The sequence below is a fragment of the Bacteroides sp. genome (genome assembly GCF_028690125.1).
Lineage (GTDB): Bacteria > Bacteroidota > Bacteroidia > Bacteroidales > Bacteroidaceae > Bacteroides.
Genome location: NZ_JAQVBV010000002.1, coordinates 281,665 through 305,662 on the forward strand (window position 1 = coordinate 281,665; position 23,998 = coordinate 305,662).

19 protein-coding genes are annotated in these 23,998 nt (G+C 39.3%); all 19 read left to right on the forward strand.

The annotated features are described in order from the left end of the window. Window positions 1-64 precede the first annotated feature (64 nt). A complete protein-coding gene (locus tag PHO71_RS02750) occupies window positions 65-745 on the forward strand; it encodes a DUF5063 domain-containing protein (RefSeq protein ID WP_300198526.1) in 681 nt (226 codons plus the stop codon). Between the two features lie 6 nt (window positions 746-751). Beyond that, the gene (locus tag PHO71_RS02755; RefSeq protein WP_300198529.1) at window positions 752-1,414 is read left to right on the forward strand and encodes a 3'-5' exonuclease; all 663 of its coding nucleotides are present in this window, start codon (window positions 752-754) and stop codon (window positions 1,412-1,414) included. A gap of 45 nt (window positions 1,415-1,459) precedes the next feature. Beyond that, on the forward strand, window positions 1,460-2,638 hold the full coding sequence (locus tag PHO71_RS02760; protein WP_300198531.1) for a class I SAM-dependent rRNA methyltransferase: 1,179 nt from the start codon (window positions 1,460-1,462) through the stop codon (window positions 2,636-2,638). A 335-nt stretch (window positions 2,639-2,973) separates the two neighbouring features. Next, window positions 2,974-4,233 carry a nucleoside permease gene (locus PHO71_RS02765; RefSeq protein WP_300198534.1) on the forward strand — a complete coding sequence of 420 codons (1,260 nt, stop codon included), beginning with the start codon at window positions 2,974-2,976 and terminating at the stop codon, window positions 4,231-4,233. 2 nt (window positions 4,234-4,235) lie between these two features. Continuing rightward, window positions 4,236-4,829, forward strand: a complete 594-nt coding sequence (locus tag PHO71_RS02770) for a bifunctional nuclease domain-containing protein (protein ID WP_300198536.1) — start codon at window positions 4,236-4,238, stop codon at window positions 4,827-4,829. 6 nt (window positions 4,830-4,835) lie between these two features. Continuing rightward, on the forward strand, window positions 4,836-5,534 hold the full coding sequence (locus tag PHO71_RS02775; protein ID WP_300198539.1) for a 16S rRNA (uracil(1498)-N(3))-methyltransferase: 699 nt from the start codon (window positions 4,836-4,838) through the stop codon (window positions 5,532-5,534). Between the two features lie 27 nt (window positions 5,535-5,561). Further along, window positions 5,562-7,109, forward strand: coding sequence for a DUF4836 family protein (locus PHO71_RS02780; protein WP_300198541.1), 1,548 nt, complete (start codon window positions 5,562-5,564; stop codon window positions 7,107-7,109). Window positions 7,110-7,125: 16 nt separating this feature from the next. Continuing rightward, complete coding sequence (locus PHO71_RS02785) at window positions 7,126-7,770, forward strand: ATP-binding cassette domain-containing protein (RefSeq protein ID WP_300198544.1); 645 nt, start codon at window positions 7,126-7,128, stop codon at window positions 7,768-7,770. Between the two features lie 66 nt (window positions 7,771-7,836). Continuing rightward, the gene (locus PHO71_RS02790; protein ID WP_300198547.1) at window positions 7,837-9,042 is read left to right on the forward strand and encodes an ABC transporter permease; all 1,206 of its coding nucleotides are present in this window, start codon (window positions 7,837-7,839) and stop codon (window positions 9,040-9,042) included. 14 nt (window positions 9,043-9,056) lie between these two features. Next, the gene (locus PHO71_RS02795) at window positions 9,057-11,705 is read left to right on the forward strand and encodes a TonB-dependent receptor plug domain-containing protein (RefSeq protein ID WP_300198549.1); all 2,649 of its coding nucleotides are present in this window, start codon (window positions 9,057-9,059) and stop codon (window positions 11,703-11,705) included. Window positions 11,706-11,782: 77 nt separating this feature from the next. Further along, window positions 11,783-12,703 carry a tRNA (adenosine(37)-N6)-dimethylallyltransferase MiaA gene (gene miaA, locus PHO71_RS02800; protein WP_300198552.1) on the forward strand — a complete coding sequence of 307 codons (921 nt, stop codon included), beginning with the start codon at window positions 11,783-11,785 and terminating at the stop codon, window positions 12,701-12,703. Window positions 12,704-12,732: 29 nt separating this feature from the next. Next, on the forward strand, window positions 12,733-13,659 hold the full coding sequence (locus PHO71_RS02805) for a diacylglycerol kinase family protein (protein ID WP_300198555.1): 927 nt from the start codon (window positions 12,733-12,735) through the stop codon (window positions 13,657-13,659). Between the two features lie 88 nt (window positions 13,660-13,747). Further along, window positions 13,748-14,551: a 3-deoxy-8-phosphooctulonate synthase gene (gene kdsA / locus PHO71_RS02810; RefSeq protein ID WP_300198558.1), complete on the forward strand. Its 804-nt coding sequence runs from the start codon at window positions 13,748-13,750 to the stop codon at window positions 14,549-14,551. Between the two features lie 21 nt (window positions 14,552-14,572). Next, window positions 14,573-17,392 (forward strand): insulinase family protein, encoded by a 2,820-nt coding sequence (locus PHO71_RS02815; RefSeq protein WP_300198560.1) that lies wholly within the window; start codon window positions 14,573-14,575, stop codon window positions 17,390-17,392. Between the two features lie 43 nt (window positions 17,393-17,435). Beyond that, window positions 17,436-20,294, forward strand: coding sequence for a pitrilysin family protein (locus PHO71_RS02820; protein WP_300198563.1), 2,859 nt, complete (start codon window positions 17,436-17,438; stop codon window positions 20,292-20,294). A 21-nt stretch (window positions 20,295-20,315) separates the two neighbouring features. Beyond that, the gene (locus PHO71_RS02825) at window positions 20,316-21,806 is read left to right on the forward strand and encodes a DUF5687 family protein (protein WP_300198566.1); all 1,491 of its coding nucleotides are present in this window, start codon (window positions 20,316-20,318) and stop codon (window positions 21,804-21,806) included. A 40-nt stretch (window positions 21,807-21,846) separates the two neighbouring features. Beyond that, window positions 21,847-22,551, forward strand: coding sequence for an ABC transporter ATP-binding protein (locus tag PHO71_RS02830; RefSeq protein WP_300198569.1), 705 nt, complete (start codon window positions 21,847-21,849; stop codon window positions 22,549-22,551). A gap of 22 nt (window positions 22,552-22,573) precedes the next feature. After that, entirely contained in the window at window positions 22,574-23,086 is a 513-nt protein-coding gene (locus PHO71_RS02835) for an NlpC/P60 family protein (RefSeq protein ID WP_300198572.1), read from the forward strand. Between the two features lie 26 nt (window positions 23,087-23,112). Then, window positions 23,113-23,997 carry a TraB/GumN family protein gene (locus tag PHO71_RS02840; RefSeq protein WP_300198574.1) on the forward strand — a complete coding sequence of 295 codons (885 nt, stop codon included), beginning with the start codon at window positions 23,113-23,115 and terminating at the stop codon, window positions 23,995-23,997. Window position 23,998 lies beyond the last annotated feature (1 nt).

Below are 23,998 nucleotides of genomic sequence, written 5' to 3' on the forward strand. Positions count from 1 at the left end.
AAATAACGAGCGCTACGCTCATTCAATCCTTTTTCTTACCTTTGCGTTTCAAATCAAGCTGATTATGGAAAAAGAAAGCCAAACGATATTTGAAAAGAATGTAATTGAATTTGTAACAGTAGCCGCTGAATTTTGTGGATTCCTTGAACGTGCCGAAAATTTAAAACGTAGTACTTTCGTCGATACGTCACTCAAAATACTGCCCCTGCTCTATCTGAAAGCCTCCATGCTTCCCAAATGCGAGACTATCGGAGACGAGGCTCTCGAAACATATGTAACTGAAGACATTTATGAAATACTACGTATCAACCTGGCAGGTTTAATGGGCGAAAAAGATGATTACTTGGAAGTATTCGTACAGGATATGGCTTATAGCGATCAGCCCATCAAGAAATCCATATCGGAAGATTTGGCAGACATCTACCAGGATATTAAAGATTTTATCTTTGTCTTCCAACTTGGATTGAATCAAACAATGAACGATTCGTTAGCAATCTGTCAGGAAAACTTTAAAATGCTTTGGGGACAGAAACTAGTGAATACGCTGCGTGCGCTTCACGATGTGAAATACAACCAGAATGACGAAGAAGACGAGAATAACGAAGAAATAAATAACGAACCAGACAATGACAATTGTTGTTGTGGAGAAGATGATTGCCATTGCCACGACCATGACGACTGCCATTGTCACAATCATGAACGTCACTGTCATGAAGACAGCCGCGACAAACATGATGACGAATAAACTAAAATGATAGTAAAAAGAACTATAAATAAAGATGAATTAAAAGATCTCCCGAAAACTGTTTTTCCGGGACGGATTCATGTTATCCAATCGGAAATGGAAACCATCAAGGCTGTTTCCTATCTGCAATCTCAACCGATATTGGGTATTGACAGCGAAACGCGTCCTTCTTTTACCAAAGGACAGTCTCACAAAGTGGCCCTTCTCCAGATATCTTCCGAGGAATGCTGCTTTCTATTCCGTCTCAACATGACGGGACTCACTCAACCATTGATTGACCTGTTAGAAAACCCGGTTATTATGAAAGTAGGACTTTCACTGAAAGATGATTTCATGATGTTACATAAGCGGGCTCCTTTCAATCAAAAAAATTGTATTGAACTGCAAGAATATGTACGTCAGTTTGGAATACAAGACAAGAGTTTACAGAAGATCTATGGTATCTTGTTCAAAGAAAAGATTTCCAAATCACAACGGTTGTCCAATTGGGAAGCTGACGTATTAAGTGAGGGACAAAAACAATATGCAGCTACAGATGCCTGGGCATGCCTTAACATTTACAACCTTTTGCAGGAACTGAAACGAACGGGTAATTACGAAGTTGAAAGCCTCCCCTCTTCTCAAGAAGAAGAAGTGAATACCAATTCCGCAGTAGTTGAAAACAAATAATTGACAATAGTATTTTATCTCTATTCCATCTTAAAATAAACAATCATGCATAAAGTATATCTCAAACCCGGCAAAGAAGAGTCTCTTAAAAGGTTTCATCCCTGGATTTTCTCCGGTGCTATTTCCCGTATCGACGGCGAACCGGAAGAAGGTGAAGTAGTAGAAGTGTACACTTCGAAAAAAGAGTTTATAGCCGAAGGACACTTCCAGATCGGAAGTATTGCGGTACGGGTACTCTCTTTCCACCAAGAGCCAATTGACCACGATTTCTGGAAACGTAAACTGGCAATTGCTTATGATATGCGCTGCAGCATCGGTATCGCCATTAATCCTAGCAACAACACCTATCGTCTGGTGCACGGAGAAGGTGATAATTTACCCGGATTAGTGATTGATATCTATGCCGGAACAGCTGTTATGCAGGCACACTCTGCCGGAATGCATATGGACCGCATGGCTATTGCGGAAGCATTGTCCGAAGTAATGGGGGATAAAATTGAAAACATCTATTATAAATCGGAAACAACCCTTCCTTTCAAAGCCGATCTTTTTCCCGAAAACGGTTTCTTAAAAGGAGGAAGTAGTGATAATGTGGCACAGGAATATGGTTTGAAGTTCCATGTTGATTGGTTGAAAGGACAAAAAACCGGTTTCTTTGTAGACCAACGCGAAAATCGCTCATTGCTGGAACGTTATGCCAAGGATTGTTCCGTACTGAATATGTTCTGTTATACCGGTGGCTTTTCATTCTATGCGATGCGTGGAGGAGCCAAGCTCGTTCATTCCGTAGACAGCTCTGCGAAGGCTATTGACTTAACAAATAAAAATGTAGAACTGAACTTCCCCGGTGATTCCCGCCACGAAGCATTTGCTGAGGATGCTTTCAAATATCTCGATCGTATGGGTGACCAATATGATTTAATTATCCTTGATCCGCCTGCATTTGCTAAACATAAAGATGCACTGCGTAATGCACTGCAAGGTTACCGGAAATTGAATGCCAAAGCTTTCGAGAAGATAAAACCGGGAGGTATCTTATTCACTTTCTCTTGTTCGCAAGTAGTAACCAAAGACAATTTCCGCACAGCAGTGTTCACAGCAGCTGCCATGTCGGGTCGTAGCGTACGCATTCTTCATCAGCTGACTCAACCTGCGGATCATCCGGTCAATATTTATCATCCGGAAGGCGAATACCTCAAAGGGCTGGTACTCTATGTAGAGTAATCATCACGACTTTTCAGGGATGCTATAAAAGAATAAAAACACAGACAAAGTTAATTAGAGTTAATAAACAGATTTTCTTGCCGAAACATTATGTTTTATAACATAAAACCCTTTATATTTGCACTGTGTTTTTCATGGTATTAGATTTAAGGTTAATAAAGATTGGCTGTCTGGGATAGATAGCCTTCTTTTTTTTATATACCTTTCTTCGCTGTTTCTTCTCTTTTTATCCCTTTTTTATTACCTTTTTATCGATAATCTTAACCACCCAATCAACGAAAATATTATATTTGCATCTATTATTCAATAATAGGGAAACACAAATTAGAAAAGTCATGAGTGTAAAAGTTCGTTTGATCATTATGAATTTCTTGCAATTCTTTGTTTGGGGTTCATGGTTAATTTCATTAGGTGGGTATATGGGTAGAGAACTCCATTTTGAAGGAGGACAAATCGGAGCCATTTTCGCCACTATGGGAATTGCATCCCTGATTATGCCCGGAATTATCGGTATCATCGCCGACAAATGGTTTAATGCCGAACGTTTATACGGACTTTGCCACATTGTTGGAGGAGTTTGTCTTTTTTATGCTTCTACGGCTACCGGATATGACCAGATGTATTGGGCTATGCTACTTAATCTATTGGTATATATGCCTACTTTGTCACTTGCCAATACAGTTTCATACAATGCACTGGAACAATATAAATGCGATCTGATCAAAGATTTCCCTCCGATTCGTGTATGGGGAACCATTGGTTTCATCTGTGCCATGTGGGCAGTAGACCTCACCGGTTTCAAGAATTCAAGTGCCCAACTTTATGTAGGCGGTGCATCCGCTTTATTGCTGGGGTTCTATTCTTTCACGCTACCTGCTTGCCCTCCCGCCAAAACAGAAAAAAAGTCACTCCTTTCTTCCTTCGGACTAGATGCTTTGGTACTATTCAAAAGAAAGAAAATGGCTATTTTCTTCCTATTCTCTATGCTTTTGGGGGCGGCACTACAAATTACGAATACATATGGTGATTTATTTCTTAGCAGTTTTGCCAGTATTCCGGAATATGCAGATTCTTTTGGCGTGAAACATTCGGTAATCTTGTTGTCTATATCTCAGATGTCCGAGACTCTGTTCATTCTTGCTATACCTTTCTTCTTGAGACATTTCGGAATCAAGCAGGTTATGCTTATCAGTATGTTTGCATGGGTATTCCGTTTCGGACTGTTCAGTTTCGGAGATCCCGGAAGTGGTTTATGGATGCTCATTCTCTCTATGATTGTTTATGGAATGGCCTTTGACTTTTTCAACATTTCAGGTTCTTTGTTTGTTGAACAAGAGACAAATTCCTCCATCCGTGCCAGTGCACAAGGGTTGTTCTTTATGATGACCAACGGTTTAGGCGCAATTATAGGAGGATATGCCAGTGGTGCTGTTGTAGATGCTTTCTCTGTATATGCTAATGGTCAGCTAGTTAGCCGCGAATGGGTTGATATATGGCTTATTTTTGCAGCTTATGCTCTAGTTATCGGTATTTTATTTGCGCTAGTATTCAAATATAAGCACCAACGGGAAAAGCTAGAAAATCAAGTAAAATAGCAATGGATAAAAAGGTAGAATTACAAGTTATAAATATCACAAATAGCCAGGCACAAGTAGGTGCTTTTGCTATGTTACTGGGTGAAGTGAACGGTGAACGGCAATTGCCTATCATCATCGGTCCTGCCGAAGCTCAAGCCACAGCTTTGTATCTGAAAGGAATCAAGACTCCCCGCCCATTAACTCATGATTTGTTTATAACAAGTCTCACCATGATGAGTGCAAGCCTTCTCCGGGTATTAATATACAAAGCCAAAGAAGGTATTTTCTACTCTTATATTTACCTTAAAAAAGACGACGAAATTACACGTATTGACGCACGTACTTCCGATGCCATTGCTTTAGCAGTACGTGCCAACTGCCCGATTCTTATATATGACTCTATCCTTGAACGCGAATGCCTCCATTTATTAGATGAAGCAAGCCCCCGTGGTAAGGATTCTGACAGTGGTGAAGAAGAACAGGGACGTGCAACCTCTACAAACGCTAATTCCATTTCCCTTGAAGAAGAGTTAGAAAAAGCAATTAAGGATGAGAATTATGAACTGGCAGCCCATATACGCGATCAGATCAATTTAAGAAATCAAAATCAATAAATCATTATGCACGTATTTTATACTCCCGATATTCAGAGTAATAATGAACTTCCGGAAGAGGAGGCTCAACATTGTACCCGCGTCCTACGTCTGAATACCGGAGATGAAATAACTCTGACAGACGGAAAAGGTTATTTCTATAAAGCAGAAATTACAGCAGCAACCAATAAACGTTGCCTCATTGCCATAAAAGAAACGACTTTTCAGGAACCACTTTGGTCTTGCCACTTGCACATCGCGATGGCACCTACCAAAAATATGGATCGTAACGAATGGTTCGTAGAAAAAGCCACAGAAATAGGGTTTGATGAACTTACTTTCCTTTATTGCCATTTTTCGGAACGGAAAGTGATTAAATCAGAACGAATTGAAAAGATTCTGGTGTCTGCCATCAAGCAATCTCTTAAAGCCCGTCTGCCCAAACTTAATGAAATGACAGACTTTGATAAGTTTATTACTCAGGAGTTTCATGGACAAAAATTCATTGCCCACTGCTATGAAGGAGATAAACCGTTATTAAAAAACATGATAAATCCCGGTGAAGATGCTCTTGTTTTAATCGGACCTGAAGGAGACTTTAGTGAAGAAGAAGTCAAGAAAGCAATTAAACATGGATTTATCCCAATCAGTCTCGGAAAATCACGGCTTCGAACAGAAACAGCTGCATTGGTAGCTTGCCACACACTGAATCTGATGAACCAATAGTTGTATAACATTTTAAAGAATATAAGTATGGTAAAGAAAATGATTTCACAACTCTCAGCACTGGCAGTACTGATTGTTTTTCTCGTATCTTGTTCCAAACAATCGGAATATACTAACGTAATACCTTCTGATGCTTCTGCTGTAGCAGCTATCGATTTGAAATCGCTGATCAACAAAGCCGGATTGGATGATAAAGAAAACGAAGCTGCTAAGCAAAAGATGCTGGACGCACTGAAAAGCGGAATGAATGCAGCTACTTTCCAACAATTGGAAAAGGTGATAAAGAATCCTGGTGAATCAGGAATCGATGTGGAATCTCCATTTTATGTATTTACCTCTCCTACTTTTCCTTATGCCACAGTAGTAGCCAAAGTCGGCAATGAAAGCGATCTGAATTCTTCTTTGGATATTATGCTTAAAGAACAACTGATTCAACCAATTACTGAAACGGACGATTATAAATTTACGACTATGAATGGCAGCCTGATTGCTTTCAACAATTCTACATTCATGATTGTCGGCGTAAATGGTACTACTCAAACAGAAGAGGCAAAGAAAGCAATCACCAACTTAATGAAACAAACTTCTGATAATAGCATCACTGAATCAGGTGCTTTCCAGAAGGCTATGAAACCAAAGAATGATGTTAATTTCTTTGTTTCTATGATGGCTATTCCCGAAATATATAGAAAACAAGCCAGCATAGGTCTCCCTACAAATATTAAACTGGAAGATATCACGCTGTTAGGTGGATTGAGCTTTGAGAAAGGACGAATCGTTCTTAAAACAGAGAACTACACAGAGAATGACGAAGTAAAAGCAGTGCTTAAGAAGCAACAAGAAGCTCTTAAAAAACCAAACAACGCATTCGCTAAATACTTCCCGGCTTCTACATTATTGTTCTTCAACGCCGGAATAAACGGAGAAGCAATATACAGTATGATCAACGAAAATGCAGAGTTCCGCGATAAAGTATCCATTGCAAAAGCTGCCGAGATAAAAGATCTGTTCAGTTCTTTCGATGGTGATATCTCTGGTGGACTGATTAATGTAACGATGACCAATATGCCTACTTTTGTAGCTTATGCACAAGTCAAAAACGGTGCTGCTCTTGAAGCTCTTTATAAAAATAAGAAAAATCTAGGATTAACGAATGGACAAGACATCATAGAGTTAAGCAAAAATGAGTATGTTTATAAAACCAAAAACATGAACATATTTTTTGGAGTAAAAGAAAAACTGATGTACGCAACCAATGATGAACTGCTCTACAAAAATATCGGAAAAGCAGAGGATAAGTCCATTAAAGATGCTCCATATGCTTCTGACATAAAAGGAAAGAATGTATTTATGGCTATTAATGTAGAAGCTATACTGGACCTTCCTATTGTAAAAATGGTAACAGGTTTCGGTGGAAAAGAAGCTAAAATGTATTTTGATTTAGCTTCTAAAATCTCTTATTTGTCTTCCAGTTCAGAGGGTGAAGTCGGCGAAGTTGATCTGTGTCTGAAAGATAAAGACGTCAATGCACTAAAACAAATTGTAGATTTTGCCAAACAATTTGCCGGAATGTAATCTGTAAATGAACGGTATGAATAGTATTCACCTCCAGCAAACACTTCCCCAAGTGTTTGCTGACCGTAACTCGGTAACCTCGGATGTATGGCATCAGGATCTTACTTTTCGTAAAGGAGAGATATACTTGATAGAAGCTGCTTCAGGTACCGGAAAATCTTCGTTATGTAGTTATATTTATGGCTATCGTAACGACTACCAGGGGATTATCAATTTCGACGAAACTAATATCAAAGCATACTCTGTAAATCAGTGGGTCTACCTGAGAAAATATTCACTGAGTATGCTTTTTCAGGATTTACGTATATTCACTGAGCTTTCCGCTCTCGAAAATGTGCAATTGAAAAACAACCTGACAGGATATAAAAAGAAAAAAGAAATTTTATCATTGTTTGAAAGATTAGGCATTACCGATAAATTGCACGTAAAAGCAGGAAAACTTTCTTTTGGTCAGCAACAACGGGTTGCCTTTATACGTGCCCTCTGCCAACCTTTCGACTTTCTTTTTCTGGATGAGCCGATCAGTCATCTGGACGACGAAAACAACCGGATAATGGGCGAACTCATCATTGCAGAAGCAGAAAAGCAAAGTGCCGGAGTTATTGTTACCTCGATTGGAAAACATATCGAATTACCTTATAACCAGATACTCCAATTATGATAATTTTTCCTTAGTCCATTGATTGATGAACTATATATATGTAAACCATAAATAATAAGATTGTAAATGAACACTCTTGTCTGGAAACTTCTCCGCCAACATATCAGTATCGGTCAATTAACCGGTTTCTTTTTAGCAAACCTGTTCGGGATGATGATTGTATTGCTTAGCGTGCAATTCTATAAAGACGTCATTCCGGTATTCACCGAAGGAGATAGTTTTATGAAAAAAGATTTTATCATCGCTACTAAAAGAATCAGCACCCTCGGTACTTTTACTAACAAAAGTAATGCTTTCTCTCCCGAAGAAATTACTGATTTAAAGAAACAATCGTTCACTAAAACAGTAGGCACTTTTACCCCCTCGCAATTCAAAGTTTCAGCAAGTCTGGGAATGCAGGAAACTGGTATTAACCTATCGACCGAAATGTTCTTTGAATCGGTACCCGATGAATTTGTAGACATCAATCTTGACAAATGGCACTTTAACAAAGATTCTCATACGATCCCAATCATAATTCCCCGTAACTATCTGAACCTATATAATTTCGGATTTGCTCAGAGCCGTAGCCTACCTAAGATTTCGGAAGGACTGATGAGCCTCATCCAAATGAATATTATTCTGCGTGGTAACGGACAAGTAGAGCAATTCAAAGGAAATATTGTCGGATTCTCAAATCGCTTAAATACCATTTTAGTACCGCAGTCATTTATGGACTGGGCAAATAAGAATTTTGCACCGGATACTGAAGCACAACCTGCACGTATGATTATTGAAGTGAATAATCCAGCCGATTCTGCCATAGCCCGTTATTTCCAGCAAAAAGGATACGAAACAGAAGACGGGAAACTGGATGCAGGAAAAACGACTTATTTCCTTCGCCTGATCGTTGGTATCGTATTAGGAGTGGGATTATTTATCAGCATCCTGTCGTTCTATATCCTAATGTTAAGTATTTTCCTTCTACTTCAAAAAAACACCACCAAACTAGAGAGTTTGTTGTTAATCGGATATAGTCCTTCCAGTGTTGCTTTACCCTATCAGATATTAACAGTAGGATTAAACATCATTGTACTCCTATTATCTATTGGCATTGTATCTTGGTTACGCACCTATTATATAGGCAGTATCCGTTTACTCTTTCCTCAATTGGAAACGGGTTCGGTATGGGTAGCGATCGGCATGGGAATTTTCTTATTTCTGATTGTTTCCATCATCAATATATTAGCAGTCAGACGAAAAGTTATCTCTATCTGGATGCACAAAATTTAAAAGACAAATACACTATGGCAAGCAAAATTATTTTTTCAACAAAAAGAAGCAGAATTAAGATAGCTCTTGGAATATTGCTATGCTTCTCATCGTTATCAGCACAAGAAATGCAAGATACGATTATCGCTAATTTCAATATCCGGGAAAACATACCGAACGAAAAGTTATATCTACACTTGGACAAACCTTATTATGGAGCAGGTGAAAAAATATGGTTCAAAGGATATCTTGTAAATGCTACTACACATCAAGATAATTCTAAGAGCAACTTCATCATTACAGAACTTATTAATCGTTCCGATTCTGTTTTGGAACGCAGAAAGGTCCGACGTGATTCTTTGGGGTTTCATAATGCTTTTACATTGCCCGCTACTCTCCCTGCGGGAGATTATTATCTTCGAGGATATAGTACCTGGATGTTAAATGAAGATCCGGACTTTATATATTCGTGTAACCTGAAAATTGGTAATTCCATTGACAATACCATTATTTCAACCATTGAATACCAAAAGGAGGATGAGACGCATTACACTGCAAAAATAAAATTTACCAGCAATGTGCAAGAATCTTTTATTAACACCAATGTTCGTTATCGCTACATTGAAAACGGAAAAGTAAAAGATAAAGGAAAAAAACAGACTGACTCAAAGGGGATAATGTCTATTTCTCTTCCCGACTTGAAACCAAATGCTAACCGCAGCATTGAAGTAGTATTTGACGACCCACAATATATTTATAAAAAAACATTCTATCTACCCGTCTTTGGAAATGATTTCGATGTTACTTTCTTCCCGGAGGGTGGTGCTTTGCTTGCCGTTCCTCATCAAAATGTAGCCTTTAAAGCACAGGGATCAGATGGCTTTTCCAAAGAAGTAGAGGGTACTCTTTTTAATTCAAAAGGTGATACCTTAAGCTCTTTCCGTTCAGAGCATGACGGAATGGGAGTTTTTACATTGAGTACTATTGCTCCTGATGCTTATTATGCCATGATCAAGACCAGTGACGGAATCAAGAAACGATTCAATCTTCCGACTGTAGAAGAAAAAGGAATTGCTCTTTCTATGACACATCGCCGCGATGACATACGTTTTGAAATTCAAAAAACAGAAACTACCGAATGGCCCCAAAAACTATTTTTAGTGGCACATACCCGGGAAAAGCTAGCTATCTTACAACCAATCAATCCAACCAATACTTTCGGAAGAATGAACGACAGTTTATTTCAAGAAGGGATTACTCATTTTCTATTGATTGACGGACATGGTAACACACTTAGCGAACGGCTAATTTTCATCCCTGACAGAAAATCGGGGCAATGGCAGATTCTTGCAGACAAACCATCTTATGGAAAAAAAGAAAAAGTATCTCTGCAAATTTCAGCTAAAGACTATAATAACAATCCTATTGCTGGTAGTTTCTCTATTAGTATTACAGACCGACAGAAAGTTCAGCCCGATTCTCTCGCAGATAATATTTTATCTAATCTATTACTAACTTCTGATTTGAAAGGATATGTAGAAAATCCCGGATATTATTTCCTTAACCAAGATTTCAAAACTCTTCGTGCACTGGACTTTTTAATGATGACACACGGATGGAGAAGACATATTCTCAAAAATCTTCGCATTCCCCCTTCATTAAATTTCAAAAATTATATAGAACAAGGACAAACGATTAGTGGACGAATCAGAGGTTTCTTTGGCAATAACGTAAAAAAGGGACCTATTTACGCTTTAGCACCCAAAGAAAATATATTTTCAACCACAACCAGTGACGAAATGGGAGAATTTGTCATCAACACATCATTCAAAGACAGTACTACGTTTGTTGTCCAAGCACGTACCCAAAAGGGATCCCCTGCAGTTGAGATCGAAATGGATACTCTCCAATATCCAACTATATACCATAAGAGTCCCTTCTACAAAGGAATGCCCACTTTAATGCAAGATTATCTGCTCAATACCCGCGATCAATATTACACGGAAGGAGGTATGCGTGTTTATAATCTCAAAGAAGTTCTCATAACTGCCAAACGTGAAAGGCCCAGTTCTAAAAGTATCTATACAGGTGGTATCAACACCTATACTCTTGAAGGAGACAGGCTAAAACAATATGCAGGACGCACCGCTTACGATATTGCCATCACCCTTCCGGGTGTTACCGTATCGAATGGAAGTGAATTGCATATCCGTAATAATGCCGATCAACCGGCAATCGTTATCAACGACATCATTTATGAAAATGACAATTATATATTAAAAGATATTTTTGCCGATAACATATCGAGCATAAGCCTCCTTCGAGAAACAGATACAATGATTCTGGGTCCTCGTGCCGCAGCAGGTGCCATTGTCATAACTCTTAAAGATCCGAAAGACATTCCAAGCAAACCTGTGCCGGGAATTACGACCTATAATCCATTAGGATACTGTAATACGGTAGAATTCTACCATCCGACTTACGCCTTTCCTGAAAAAGCGGATATCGAGAAATTAGATTTACGGACTACTATCTATTGGAATCCATCTTTACAACTGGATGAAGAAGGAAAAGCTACAATTGAATACTATACATCAGATAGTAAAGGCCCCCAGAATATTATCATCGAAGGTGTGGATAAAAATGGAAAAGCTTGCCGTGTACAACAGACGATCAATAAATAACCTAAAAACATAGATACAGGAACGCCTTTGTATCAGATAATTTCGTAATTTTGCCCGACATTTTAAAGAATGAAACTATGCCGGACTATGATTTAATTGCCATACTCGGACCCACGGCTTCGGGCAAAACACCATTTGCCACTGCTCTGGCTCACAAATTAAATACGGAAATTATCAGTGCCGACTCCCGTCAGATATACAGGGGGATGGACTTAGGTACCGGAAAAGACCTAGCCGATTATACTATTAACGGACATACCATCCCTTATCACTTGATTGACATCGCTGACCCCGGATATAAATATAATGTCTTCGAATATCAACGGGATTTTCTGGTTTCTTACGATTCTATCAAACAAAAAGGTTGCCTCCCCGTTTTATGTGGAGGAACAGGTATGTATCTGGAAGCAGTACTGAAAGGCTATAAGCTGATGCCTGTTCCCGAAGACCCGCAGTTGCGTGCCCGTTTGTCCAATTATTCTCTAGAAGAATTGACAAATATGTTAAGTCAATACAAGACTTTGCATAATTCTACGGACGTGGATACCGTGAAACGTGCTATCCGTGCCATAGAAATTGAAGAGTATTATGCTGCTCATTTGGTTCCCGAACGGGAATTTCCAAAACTGAACAGCCTTATAATTGGAGTAGACATTGATCGTGAACTACGTCGCCAAAAGATTACCCGCCGATTGAAACAACGATTGGACGAAGGAATGGTGGAAGAAGTAAGACAATTGATTACACAAGGAATTTCACCGGACGATCTGATTTATTATGGATTGGAATACAAATACCTGACATTGTATGTCATAGGAAAGATAACTTATGAAGAGATGTTCACGGGATTGGAAACAGCTATTCATCAGTTTGCAAAACGTCAGATGACTTGGTTCCGTGGTATGGAACGCAGAGGATTTACCATTCATTGGATTAGTGCTGAACTACCTATGGAAGAAAAGATAGCCTTTGTGTTAGATAAACTGCAAGAGATTTAGTATCTTTGTCGGATATTTATTAGTTTTATATGAGTGTAGAACCAGGAAAATGGGGAGTGATTTACAACCCTAAAGCCGGTACCCGCAAGGTACAGAAGCGTTGGAAAGAGATCAAGGAGTATATGGACGGCAAAGGTGTCAATTATGACTATGTACAATCCGAAGGTTTCGGTTCAGTGGAACGCCTAGCTAAAATCCTAGCTAATAATGGTTATCGTACCATTGTTATTGTAGGTGGTGACGGTGCTCTGAACGATGCTATCAATGGTATTATGCTTTCTGATGCTGAAGATAAGGACAATATTGCCATCGGAATCATTCCTAATGGTATCGGAAATGACTTTGCCAAGTATTGGGGACTTACTACCGAATATAAAACAGCCGTAGATTGTATCATCAACCACCGCCTAAAAAAGATAGATGTTGGTTATTGCTCTTATTATGATGGTACAGAGCACCAACTTCGTTATTTCCTCAATGCTGTCAATATCGGGTTAGGTGCACGAATCGTAAAAATCACAGATCAGACCAAACGCTTCTGGGGGGTTAAATTCCTGTCGTATTTAGCTGCTCTATTCTCTCTGATATTCGAACGGAAGCTTTATCGGATGCATTTGCGAATCAATGACGAACATATTCGCGGACGTATCATGACTGTATGTGTAGGAAGTGCCTGGGGATGGGGGCAAACGCCTAGTGCCGTACCTTATAATGGTTGGTTAGATGTATCTGTCATTTACCGTCCCGAATTTTTGCAAATTATTTCAGGATTATGGATGCTGATTCAGGGAAGAATCCTGAACCACAAAATGGTTAAAAGTTATCGAACCCGGAAAGTTAAAGTACTGCGGGCGCAGAATGCTGCTGTAGATTTGGATGGTCGCATCATACCAAAATTTTTCCCATTAGAAATAGGAGTACTTTTGGAAAAGATAACATTGATTATTCCTAAATAAGGCGTAAATAGAGTGAAATGAATCTATCAGTTTTGTCTCATAAATAGAAAGACTGTAATTTTGTAATTCATAATTTGTAAATACTATAATGCTAGAACTCAAAAACAATCCTGCTAATAATTTCTTTCTGTTAGCAGGTCCATGTGTAATAGAAGGCGAAGATATGGCAATGCGTATTGCAGAGCGTGTCGTTAAAATCACTGAATCACTGAAGATTCCTTACGTATTTAAAGGATCGTACCGCAAAGCAAACCGCTCACGGTTGGATTCTTTTATGGGTATCGGTGATGAAAAAGCACTCAAAATTCTGAAAAAGGTACATGATACCTTTGGCATTCCTACCGTAACCGACATTCACGCTGCGGATGAAGCAGAAATGGCAGCCGAATATGTAGATGTACTCCAAATTCCGGCTTTTCTATGTCGCCAAACTGACTTGTTAGTAGCAGCAGCCGATACAGGAAAAATAATCAATATCAAGAAAGGTCAATTCCTATCTCCCAACGCCATGAAATTTGCCGCAGACAAGGTAGTTGAAGCAGGAAATAAAAATGTGATGCTAACCGAACGCGGTACTACTTTCGGTTATCAGGATTTAGTAGTAGACTATCGTGGTATTCCGGAAATGCAGTCATTTGGTTATCCGGTCATTCTGGATGTCACTCATTCTTTGCAACAGCCTAATCAGACTAGCGGTGTGACAGGCGGTATGCCACAATTGATAGAAACCGTTGCGAAAGCAGGGATTGCCGTAGGTGCTGACGGACTATTCATTGAAACTCATGAGCACCCGGAAGTAGCCAAAAGCGATGGAGCTAATATGTTAAGATTAGACCTATTGGAAGGATTATTGACCAAATTGGTCAGGATACGGGAAGCTATTCAATCGTAACAAATTGCACGCCAACACACTATGAAACAGCTTTTATTACTCTTAACACTAATAGCTTGTTGCAGTTTTCAGCAGATAACGGCACAGCAATCGGCATCGCTCCCTATCGATCCCGATGTACGCATGGGCAAGCTAAGTAACGGGCTGACTTATTATATTCAAAGAAATATCTTTGCCACAAACCGGGCCGACTTCTTCATCGCACAAAAAGTAGGCTCCATACAGGAAGAAAGCAATCAACTGGGTTTAGCGCATTTCCTGGAACATATGTGTTTCAACGGTACGACCCATTTCCCAGGTGGTGGTTTAAAACAATACTTAGAGCGCATCGGAGTTAAATTTGGAGAGAACCTCAATGCTTATACTTCTGTAGACGAAACGGTATACAATATTTGCAATGTCCCGGTCAATACACCGGGGGCTATAGACTCCTGTCTGATGATCTTACACGACTGGAGCAATGGCCTTACCTTAGATCCTGTAGAAATCAATAAGGAACGTGGAGTCATTAACGAAGAATGGCGTACACGAATGAATGCTATGCAACGCCTTCAGGAGAAAATGTTGCCGGTTATGTTTCCCGGAACCAAGTACGCGACTTGTTTTCCGATCGGAACTATGGAAGTAGTGATGAACTTCAAGCCACAAGCACTCAGAGATTATTATGAAAAGTGGTATCGCCCCGACTTACAAGGTATTATCATTGTAGGAGACATCCTTGTAGATGATACAGAAGCGCAGATCAAAAGGATCTTCGCAGATATTCCCGCACAGCCAAACCCAGCCAAACGGGAGTACTACCCTGTCAATGATAATAAAGAACCTATCATATTCATCGGCAAAGATAAAGAGCAATCATCTGTACAGGCTTTCATCTATAATAAACATGAAGCAACACCCGACGATCAGAAAAACAGCATGGACTATTTGGCAAAAAGCTATTCCAGTTACATGATCACCTGTATGCTCAATCAACGCCTGAACGAACTCTTACAGAAAGCAAATCCTCCTTTTGTAGAAGCTTCGGTATTCGAAGATAACTTCATTGTCGCTAAAACCAAACAAACGTTTACCGGTATGGTAGGCTGTGCCGAAGGCTCGATAGAACAGGGATTTAGAACATTACTAAGAGAAATGGAACGTGCCCGCCGTTTCGGCTTCACCGAGAACGAGTATAACCGTGCCCGGACTAACTACCTGCAAGGATGGGAAAGAGCATACAACGAACGTGATAAACGAAAGAACGCAGAATTAACCAATCAATGCATCCGCCATTTCCTGGATCAAGAACCTCTGTTAGGTATCGAAAACCAATTTAAGATATTCAGCCAAATCGCTTCCGGCGTTACAGTAGGAATGCTGAACGACATGATGAAAAAGCTTATTACAGACACCAATCAGGCAGTGGCTATTTTTGCACCAGAGAAAAACGGTTTATCGCTACCCACAAAGGAATCTATCAAGAAATTATTAGAAGAAGTGAAAAAAGAAGAACTCACTCCTTATGAAGACAAGCACGTGAGTAAGTCTTTGATAAAAGAAATTCCAAAAGGTGGCAAAATCATATCAGAAACTATAGAACCGATTTTTGGGACTACCTTGCTGACTCTGTCCAATGGGGTTAAAGTCATGATTAAGAATACAAATTTTAAGGCTGATGAAATACTGATGAAAGGCGTCAGTCTCGGAGGAAGTTCTCTGTTCCCCGATTCGGAGATTGCCAACATCAATTTCATGCAATCTGCAGGAGTCGGAGGATTAGGAGATCTCAACGCCATTGACATTGGAAAGATTTTAACGGGTAAACAAGCTACCGCAGGTTATAATATAACCAACAATACAGAGTATGTAGATGGTAATTGTGCTCCTAAAGACTTTGAGACGATGTTGCAGCTTGCTTACCTGATTTTCACGGCAATCCGACAAGATGATGAAGCATTCGCCTCCTACAAGGAACGTTGCAGGGAGTCTTTGTTAAATCAGGAAATGGATCCGGGAATAGCATTTTACGACAGCATTAATTATGCAATAAAAAAAGGTCATCCCCGTACGCAACGCTTTAACTCGCAAATGCTTACTCGAACAGACTACAATAAAATATTAGCGATGCATCGCGACCGTTATAAAGATGCCAGCGATTTTACTTTTATTTTTATCGGTAATGTCGATACTGAAAAGATGAAGCCTTTGATAGCTACTTATTTAGGAGCTCTTCCTTCTATAAATAGAAAGGAAACGTTTTTAGACAACAACGTCAAAAACCGTAAAGGAGTTTACAAGAATATATTCTACAAAAAACAAAATGTTGCCAAAGCTTCCAACTTCATGAGTTTCATTGGAGACTGTTCATACAATCTAAGAAATATGGCCTTATTTGATATGTCCTGCCAGATACTCAACCTGATTTATACAGAGAAGATACGCGAACAGGAAGGAGGAACCTACGGTGTATTTGTAGGTGGTAATCTTTCCAAATATCCGGAGGAGATAGTCGGTATGCAGATTAGCTTTGACACATCTCCTACGAAGCGGGAAGCATTGCTGAAGATCATCTATGATGAACTGGAGCAGATATCCAAGGTCGGTCCGACGCAAGAAAACCTCAACAAAGTAAAAGAGTTTATGCTCAAGAAATATGCTGAAAACTTAAATGATAACGGACTATGGCTGTCATGGATTGATGAATACTTGTACACCGGAGTTAATCCAATTGATAATTATGAAGAATTCGTTAAAGGTTTTACAGTGAAAGATGTAGCCGACTTCATTGGAAATTTGATTAAACAGAAAAATCAGATAGAGATTTCAATGATCAGTCCGGAAGAAGATAAACCTCAATAGATATGTATCACATAAACTATAATATTTTTTTAAACAATAGAACATGAAACATTTATTACGTGGATTATTTATTGCAGTCTTAGCAATATGCTGTAACTTCCAATTTGTACTTGCACAGCCCATGCAGGTACTGCCCGTGGACAAAGATGTCCGCATCGGTAAACTGGACAATGGGTTAACTTATTACATTCGCCATAACGCACTGCCCGAAAAGCGTGCAGAATTTTACATTGCGCAAAAGGTAGGTTCTATCCTGGAAGAGCCACAGCAACGTGGTCTCGCACACTTCCTTGAACATATGGCATTTAACGGAACTACTAATTTCCCAGGTAATGAGAAAGGATTAGGTATCATCCCTTGGTGTGAAACCAAAGGTATCAAATTCGGTACAAACTTAAATGCATATACCAGTGTTGATCAAACTGTTTACAACATCAGCAATGTTCCTACTGAAAATGTAAATGTAGTAGACTCTTGTCTGTTAATTCTGCATGACTGGTCGAATGCTATCAACCTTGCCGATAAGGAAATCGACAAAGAACGTGGCGTGATCCGTGAAGAATGGAGAAGCCGTAACAGCGGTATGCAACGCATTATGACCAACGCTCTGTCTACCATGTATCCGGACTCAAAATATGCCGACTGTATGCCTATCGGAAGCCTTGATGTTATCAATAACTTCCCTTATCAGGACATCCGTGATTACTATGCGAAATGGTATCGTCCAGACTTACAAGGTATTATCATTGTAGGTGATATCAATGTAGATGAAATCGAAGCTAAACTAAAGAGTATATTTGCCGACGTGAAAGCTCCGGTAAATCCAGTAGAACGTACTTACTACCCGGTAGCAGACAATCAGGAACCGTTGATCTACATCGGTACGGATAAGGAAGTAAAAACTCCTTCTTTTAATATCTTCTACAAGCATGAAGCTACACCGGATTCAACAAAGAATACCATCAACTATTATGCTACACAGTATATGTTGAATATGGCTATTACAATGTTAAACAACCGTTTGGGAGAACTTATCCAGACCGCAGAACCTCCTTTCACAAGTGCAAGTGCCGGTTTTGGTGGTTATTTCCTTGCTAAAACAAAAGATGCTTTCACACTGAGCGGAAGCAGCAAATTAGATGGTATCGAACTGGCAATGAAAACCGTATTGCAAGAAGCAGAACGCGCACGCCGCTTCGGATTCACTGCTACAGAATATGAACGTGCACGTGCCAACTATCTGCAAGCAATCGAGTCGGCCTACAATGAACGTGATAAGAGAAAAAGTGGTTCTTTTACAGACGAATATGTAAGTAGTTTCCTTGATAACGAACCGATCCCAGGTCTGGAATATGAGTGTGCTATCATGAAGCAATTAGCTCCGCAAGTATCAGTGGAGGTTATCAATCAATTGATGGGACAATTGCTTACTGACAACAATCAGGTAGTTCTGATGGCCGGTCCTGAGAAAGAAGGTATGAAATACCCGACTAAGGAAGAAATTGCAGCTTGGTTGAAAGAAACCAAATCACTCGACGTAAAACCGTACGAAGACAAAGTTTCCAATGAACCATTACTTTCAGAAGAACCGAAAGGCGGAACAATCGTTTCTGAACAGAGTGGAGAAATCTACGGATCAACTAAATTAGTTCTTTCTAACGGTGTGACTGTATACATCAAACCGACAGATTTCAAAGCAGATCAAATCTTGATGCAAGGTATCAGCTTCGGTGGTACCAGCTTGTTCCCGGACAATGAGATTCTGGATATCTCTCAGATTAACAGCATAGCAACAGTAGGTGGCCTTGGCAAATTCAATAAAGTAGAGTTGAGCAAAGTTCTTGCAGGCAAACGTGCTTCTGTAGGTACATCTGTAAGCTCTTTAACTGAAGCTGTTTCAGGAAGCTGCCCTCCGAGAGATTTTGAAACAATGATGCAACTGACCTATTTGTCCTTCACTGCTCCCCGTAAAGACGATGAAGCATTCGAATCATACAAAAACCGCCTGAAAGCAGCTTTGCAAAACAAAGATGCTAATCCGATGAAAGCATTCCAGGATACTGTTTCTCATGTTTTATACGGCAATCATCCGCGTATGTTGGATTTGAAGGAAGAAATGGTTGATAATATCAACTACGACCGTATCATCGAAATGTATATGGACCGTTTCAAAGATGCAAGCGACTTTAAATTCTACTTCGTAGGAAACATCAACATTGAAGAAGCTAAGCCTCTGATCGCTAAATATTTGGGAGGTCTTCCTGCTATCAATCGTAAAGAAACTTACAGAGATACGAAGATGAATATCCGCAAGGGAGAATATAAGAAAGAGTTTGCTAAGAAACAAGAAACTCCGATGGCTACAATCCTATTCTTGTTCAGCGGAAAATGTAAGTACGACTTACGTAACAACATCACTCTCAGCTTCCTTGAACAAGCACTGAATATGGTTTATACCGCAGAGATCCGTGAGAAAGAAGGAGGTACTTATGGTGTAAGTTGCGACGGAAGTCTCAGCCAATATCCGAAAGAAGAACTTACTCTGCAAATTTCATTCCAGACCGATCCTGATCCGGCAAAGAAAGAAAAGTTGGCTAAAATCGTAACTGAACAACTTTACAAAATAGCTAAAGAAGGTCCATCTGAAGAACATCTACAGAAGATCAAGGAATATATGCTGAAGAACTACAAAGATGCACAGAAAGAAAACAGCTATTGGCTAAGTAACTTGAATGCATACTTCTATAGCGGTATCGATTCAACAAAAGGTTATGAAGAACTGATCAATAACATGACAGCAAAAGATGTAAAGGTATTCCTTGACAAGTTGCTGAAACAAAAGAATGAAATTGAAATTATCATGACCGTACCTGAAGAAGATATCAAAAAAGCTGATAAATAAGAATCTTCAATTATCAATTGTATGATGATATTCAACGAATTACGTAAACATGGAAGGCTTGCTGCCAAACGTCATCCGATGTATGAGAAAAATCTGATTGCAAAGATACTCAGCTATGCCATGGGGGTCTTCTGGGCCGGTTACCTGGTATTCTTCGGTATAATGTTTGCAACTTCCTTCGCAAATATGATTCCCAATCGGGAACCATATCATGTAATCAATGGATTTGTTCTAGTTATCATTCTGGTACTGGATTTCCTGTTACGTATTCCGTTGCAAAAAACACTGACACAGGAGGTAAAGCCTTACCTCCTGCTGCCAGTTAAACGAAACCAAATTATTGACTTTTTACTTTTACGTTCCGGACTAAGTATATATAACCTGTTCTGGTTTTTCTTCTTCGTCCCTTTTTCCTTCCTCACTATCACAAAATTCTTTGGTGTATGGAGTGTCATCACCTATCTTATAGGCATTTGGCTTATTATTATTATCAATAACTACTGGTATCTGCTTTGCCGCACACTTATCAACGAACGTATTTGGTGGATATTACTTCCTGTCATTTTATATGCAGTGATTGGTTATCTGCTCATTATTCCCGACAGTGCCGTATCTTCTTTTATGATGGATATGGGCGACGGATTCATTGAAGGGAATATTCTTTATTTTCTCGGTCCGATATTAGTTATAGCTATTTTATGGTTGATAAACCGCCGAGTCATCTTTAGTCTGATCTATGCAGAATTGGCTAGAACCACCGATTTAAAGATAAAACATGTGTCCGATTATAAATTCTTCGAACGCTATGGAGAAGTAGGTGAATATATGCGTTTGGAACTGAAATTGCTTTTGCGTAACCGCAGTTGCAAGGGCTTGTTACGCAGTATTTTCATATTAATCATCATATTTTCCTGCATATTAAGTTTTTCATCTATGTACGATGGAAACTTCATGCGTACCTTTATCTATGTATACAATTTCAGCGCATTTGGTATGATCATCCTTACTCGAATCATGTCTTTCGAAGGAAACTACATTGATGGTCTGATGTCCCGAAAAGACTCTATCCTCAACGTGCTGAAAGCCAAATATTATGTATATAGCATAGGAGAACTCATACCGTTTACATTGATGGTTCCCGCTATCATAATGGGCAAGCTTTCATTATTGGGAGCATTTGCTTGGTTTTTCTATACCACAGGTCTTATCTATTTTGGTTATTTCCAATTAGCCGTTTACAATAAACAAGCGATTCCATTGAATGAGAAGGTTACAAGACGTCAAGGTAGCAGTGCTATACAGACACTTGTTAATTTCTGTTCTTTCGGACTCCCCCTGCTTTTATACAGTGCATTAAATGTGCTTTTAGGAGAAACAATAACATACATCATACTCTTAATCATCGGTTTGGGGTTTACGCTGACCTCCCCCTACTGGATAAAAAGTGTATACCACCGTTTTATGGAACGCCGTTATAAGAATATGGAAGGTTTCAGAGATAGCCGCCAATAAAAAAATATAAAACTATAACCATTATAAAATATAGAAAACCGTGATTAACATTGATCAACTTAAAAAGAACTTCGGTTCAAAGGTAGCCATAGAGATTGAGCACTACGAAATTAATCAAGGTGATATGCTTGGCCTGGTAGGGAACAATGGTGCCGGTAAAACAACACTTTTCCGATTAATGCTGGACTTACTGAAAACAGACAAAGGAAAAGTAACTATTAACGGAATCGAAGTCAGCCAAAGTGAAGACTGGAAAAGTTTTACGGGTGCCTTTATTGATGATGGTTTTCTAATCGATTATCTCACTCCGGAAGAGTACTTTTACTTCATCGGCAAAATGTACGGATTGAGCAAGGAAGAAGTAAACCAACGCCTTCTCCCCTTCGAACGCCTCATGAATGGAGAAGTACTCGGACAAAAGAAGTTCATCCGCAACTACTCTGCCGGTAATAAACAAAAGATCGGTATCATTTCGGCAATGCTCCATCATCCGCAGTTGTTAATATTGGACGAACCGTTCAACTTCCTTGATCCAAGTTCGCAATCTGTTATCAAACATTTGCTTAAAAAATATAATGAAGAGCAACAAGCAACAATTATTATTTCCAGCCACAATCTGGATCATACGATAGATATATGTCCGCGCATTGCATTATTGGAATCCGGTATTATTATCAAAGATCTTATTAACGAAAACAATTCCGCGGAAAAAGAGTTGAAAGATTATTTCAATGTAGAAGAATAACCCCGATTAACAGCGAAAGACCATGAAAAAACTCATCTTACAATCCATTTTACTATTAGGAGTAATCATTAGTTTTAGTTCCTGCCGTACTTCCGCTCCCCGTTTGGATTATAAAGCATTGGCAAAAGCCTCTATTCGGCTAGGTGTCGATATCAATCTCGAAGATAATCACAAACTTTATATAGAATCTGCCGAGTGGATAGGCGTTCCCTATCGTGGCGGAGGTGATTCTAAAAGAGGAACGGATTGTTCGGGACTTACTTATCAGCTATACCGCAAAGTTTACCGAACCCAACTTCCAAGAAATACCGAAGACTTGAAAAAAGAGAGTAATAAGGTTAGTAAACGGAATCTCAGGGAAGGTGATCTGGTATTCTTTACCAGCCGAAACTCCGGAAAAAAAGTGGCCCACGTGGGCATCTATCTGAAAAACGGTAAGTTTATCCACGCCAGCACCAGTAAAGGAGTCATTGTCAGTAATCTGAATGAAGACTACTATACCAGACATTGGATGTCTGGGGGAAGAATACAATAATCATCAACTTTAAAAGTGTAAGAGTCATGAAAATATTCATTGGAGCAGTAATCTTGATATGTGTAGCTCTCAACGCAAATGCACAACTGCTATGGAAAATATCAGGCAAGAACCTTGAAAAGCCTTCTTACATAATAGGTACACATCATTTAGCTCCACTCAGTATTAAAGATAGCATTGCCGGTCTGCAGAAAGCATTGAACGAAACGCAGCAAGTATATGGAGAATTAAAAATATCAGATACACAAACACCTGCTGCTATGCAGAAAATGCAGAAAATGATGATGACAGAAAGTGATTCGACATTAATGACACTTCTTTCGCCAGCTGATTTTGAGACTGCAAACAAATACAGTAAAGAGTACTTAATGATGGATTTACAACAAGTACCTAAACTGAAACCAGCTGCTATACAAAATAACATAATAGTAGTAGCTTATATTAAACACATCCGGAACTTTCATCCACAAGAGCAGCTGGACACCTATTTCCAGACTCAGGCTATCCAAAAAGGTAAGAAAGTAGAAGGATTAGAAACAGTAGAGTTCCAATTCAACTTACTATTCAATGGCACTTCATTAAAACGTCAGGCACAGTTACTAATGTGTGTGCTCAACAATATGGACGATGAAATAGATGTTTTAAGAAAAGTGACAGATGCTTATTTAAAACAAGATTTAACTACTATGCTCAGCCTTAGTGAAGAGCGTAAGGGAAATCAGTGCGATCCGCTTCCGGATGAAGATGAAGCTATGGTTACCAATCGCAATCAGGCGTGGGTTGAGAAACTGGCTAACATCATGAAGGCTGCTCCAACCTTCGTTGCAGTCGGTGCTTTACATCTCCCAGGCGAAAAAGGAGTGCTAAACTTACTGAAAAAACAAGGATATACAGTAGAACCAGTTAAATAGA

Bases quoted from the DNA above. Each gene is read 5' to 3' on its own strand.
- PHO71_RS02750 (WP_300198526.1), top strand. From the start codon at position 65: ATGGAAAAAGAAAGCCAAACGATATTTGAAAAGAATGTAATTGAATTT.
- PHO71_RS02755 (WP_300198529.1), top strand. From the start codon at position 752: ATGATAGTAAAAAGAACTATAAATAAAGATGAATTAAAAGATCTCCCG.
- PHO71_RS02760 (WP_300198531.1), top strand. From the start codon at position 1,460: ATGCATAAAGTATATCTCAAACCCGGCAAAGAAGAGTCTCTTAAAAGG.
- PHO71_RS02765 (WP_300198534.1), top strand. From the start codon at position 2,974: ATGAGTGTAAAAGTTCGTTTGATCATTATGAATTTCTTGCAATTCTTT.
- PHO71_RS02770 (WP_300198536.1), top strand. From the start codon at position 4,236: ATGGATAAAAAGGTAGAATTACAAGTTATAAATATCACAAATAGCCAG.
- PHO71_RS02775 (WP_300198539.1), top strand. From the start codon at position 4,836: ATGCACGTATTTTATACTCCCGATATTCAGAGTAATAATGAACTTCCG.
- PHO71_RS02780 (WP_300198541.1), top strand. From the start codon at position 5,562: ATGGTAAAGAAAATGATTTCACAACTCTCAGCACTGGCAGTACTGATT.
- PHO71_RS02785 (WP_300198544.1), top strand. From the start codon at position 7,126: ATGAATAGTATTCACCTCCAGCAAACACTTCCCCAAGTGTTTGCTGAC.
- PHO71_RS02790 (WP_300198547.1), top strand. From the start codon at position 7,837: ATGAACACTCTTGTCTGGAAACTTCTCCGCCAACATATCAGTATCGGT.
- PHO71_RS02795 (WP_300198549.1), top strand. From the start codon at position 9,057: ATGGCAAGCAAAATTATTTTTTCAACAAAAAGAAGCAGAATTAAGATA.
- miaA (WP_300198552.1), top strand. From the start codon at position 11,783: ATGCCGGACTATGATTTAATTGCCATACTCGGACCCACGGCTTCGGGC.
- PHO71_RS02805 (WP_300198555.1), top strand. From the start codon at position 12,733: ATGAGTGTAGAACCAGGAAAATGGGGAGTGATTTACAACCCTAAAGCC.
- kdsA (WP_300198558.1), top strand. From the start codon at position 13,748: ATGCTAGAACTCAAAAACAATCCTGCTAATAATTTCTTTCTGTTAGCA.
- PHO71_RS02815 (WP_300198560.1), top strand. From the start codon at position 14,573: ATGAAACAGCTTTTATTACTCTTAACACTAATAGCTTGTTGCAGTTTT.
- PHO71_RS02820 (WP_300198563.1), top strand. From the start codon at position 17,436: ATGAAACATTTATTACGTGGATTATTTATTGCAGTCTTAGCAATATGC.
- PHO71_RS02825 (WP_300198566.1), top strand. From the start codon at position 20,316: ATGATGATATTCAACGAATTACGTAAACATGGAAGGCTTGCTGCCAAA.
- PHO71_RS02835 (WP_300198572.1), top strand. From the start codon at position 22,574: ATGAAAAAACTCATCTTACAATCCATTTTACTATTAGGAGTAATCATT.
- PHO71_RS02840 (WP_300198574.1), top strand. From the start codon at position 23,113: ATGAAAATATTCATTGGAGCAGTAATCTTGATATGTGTAGCTCTCAAC.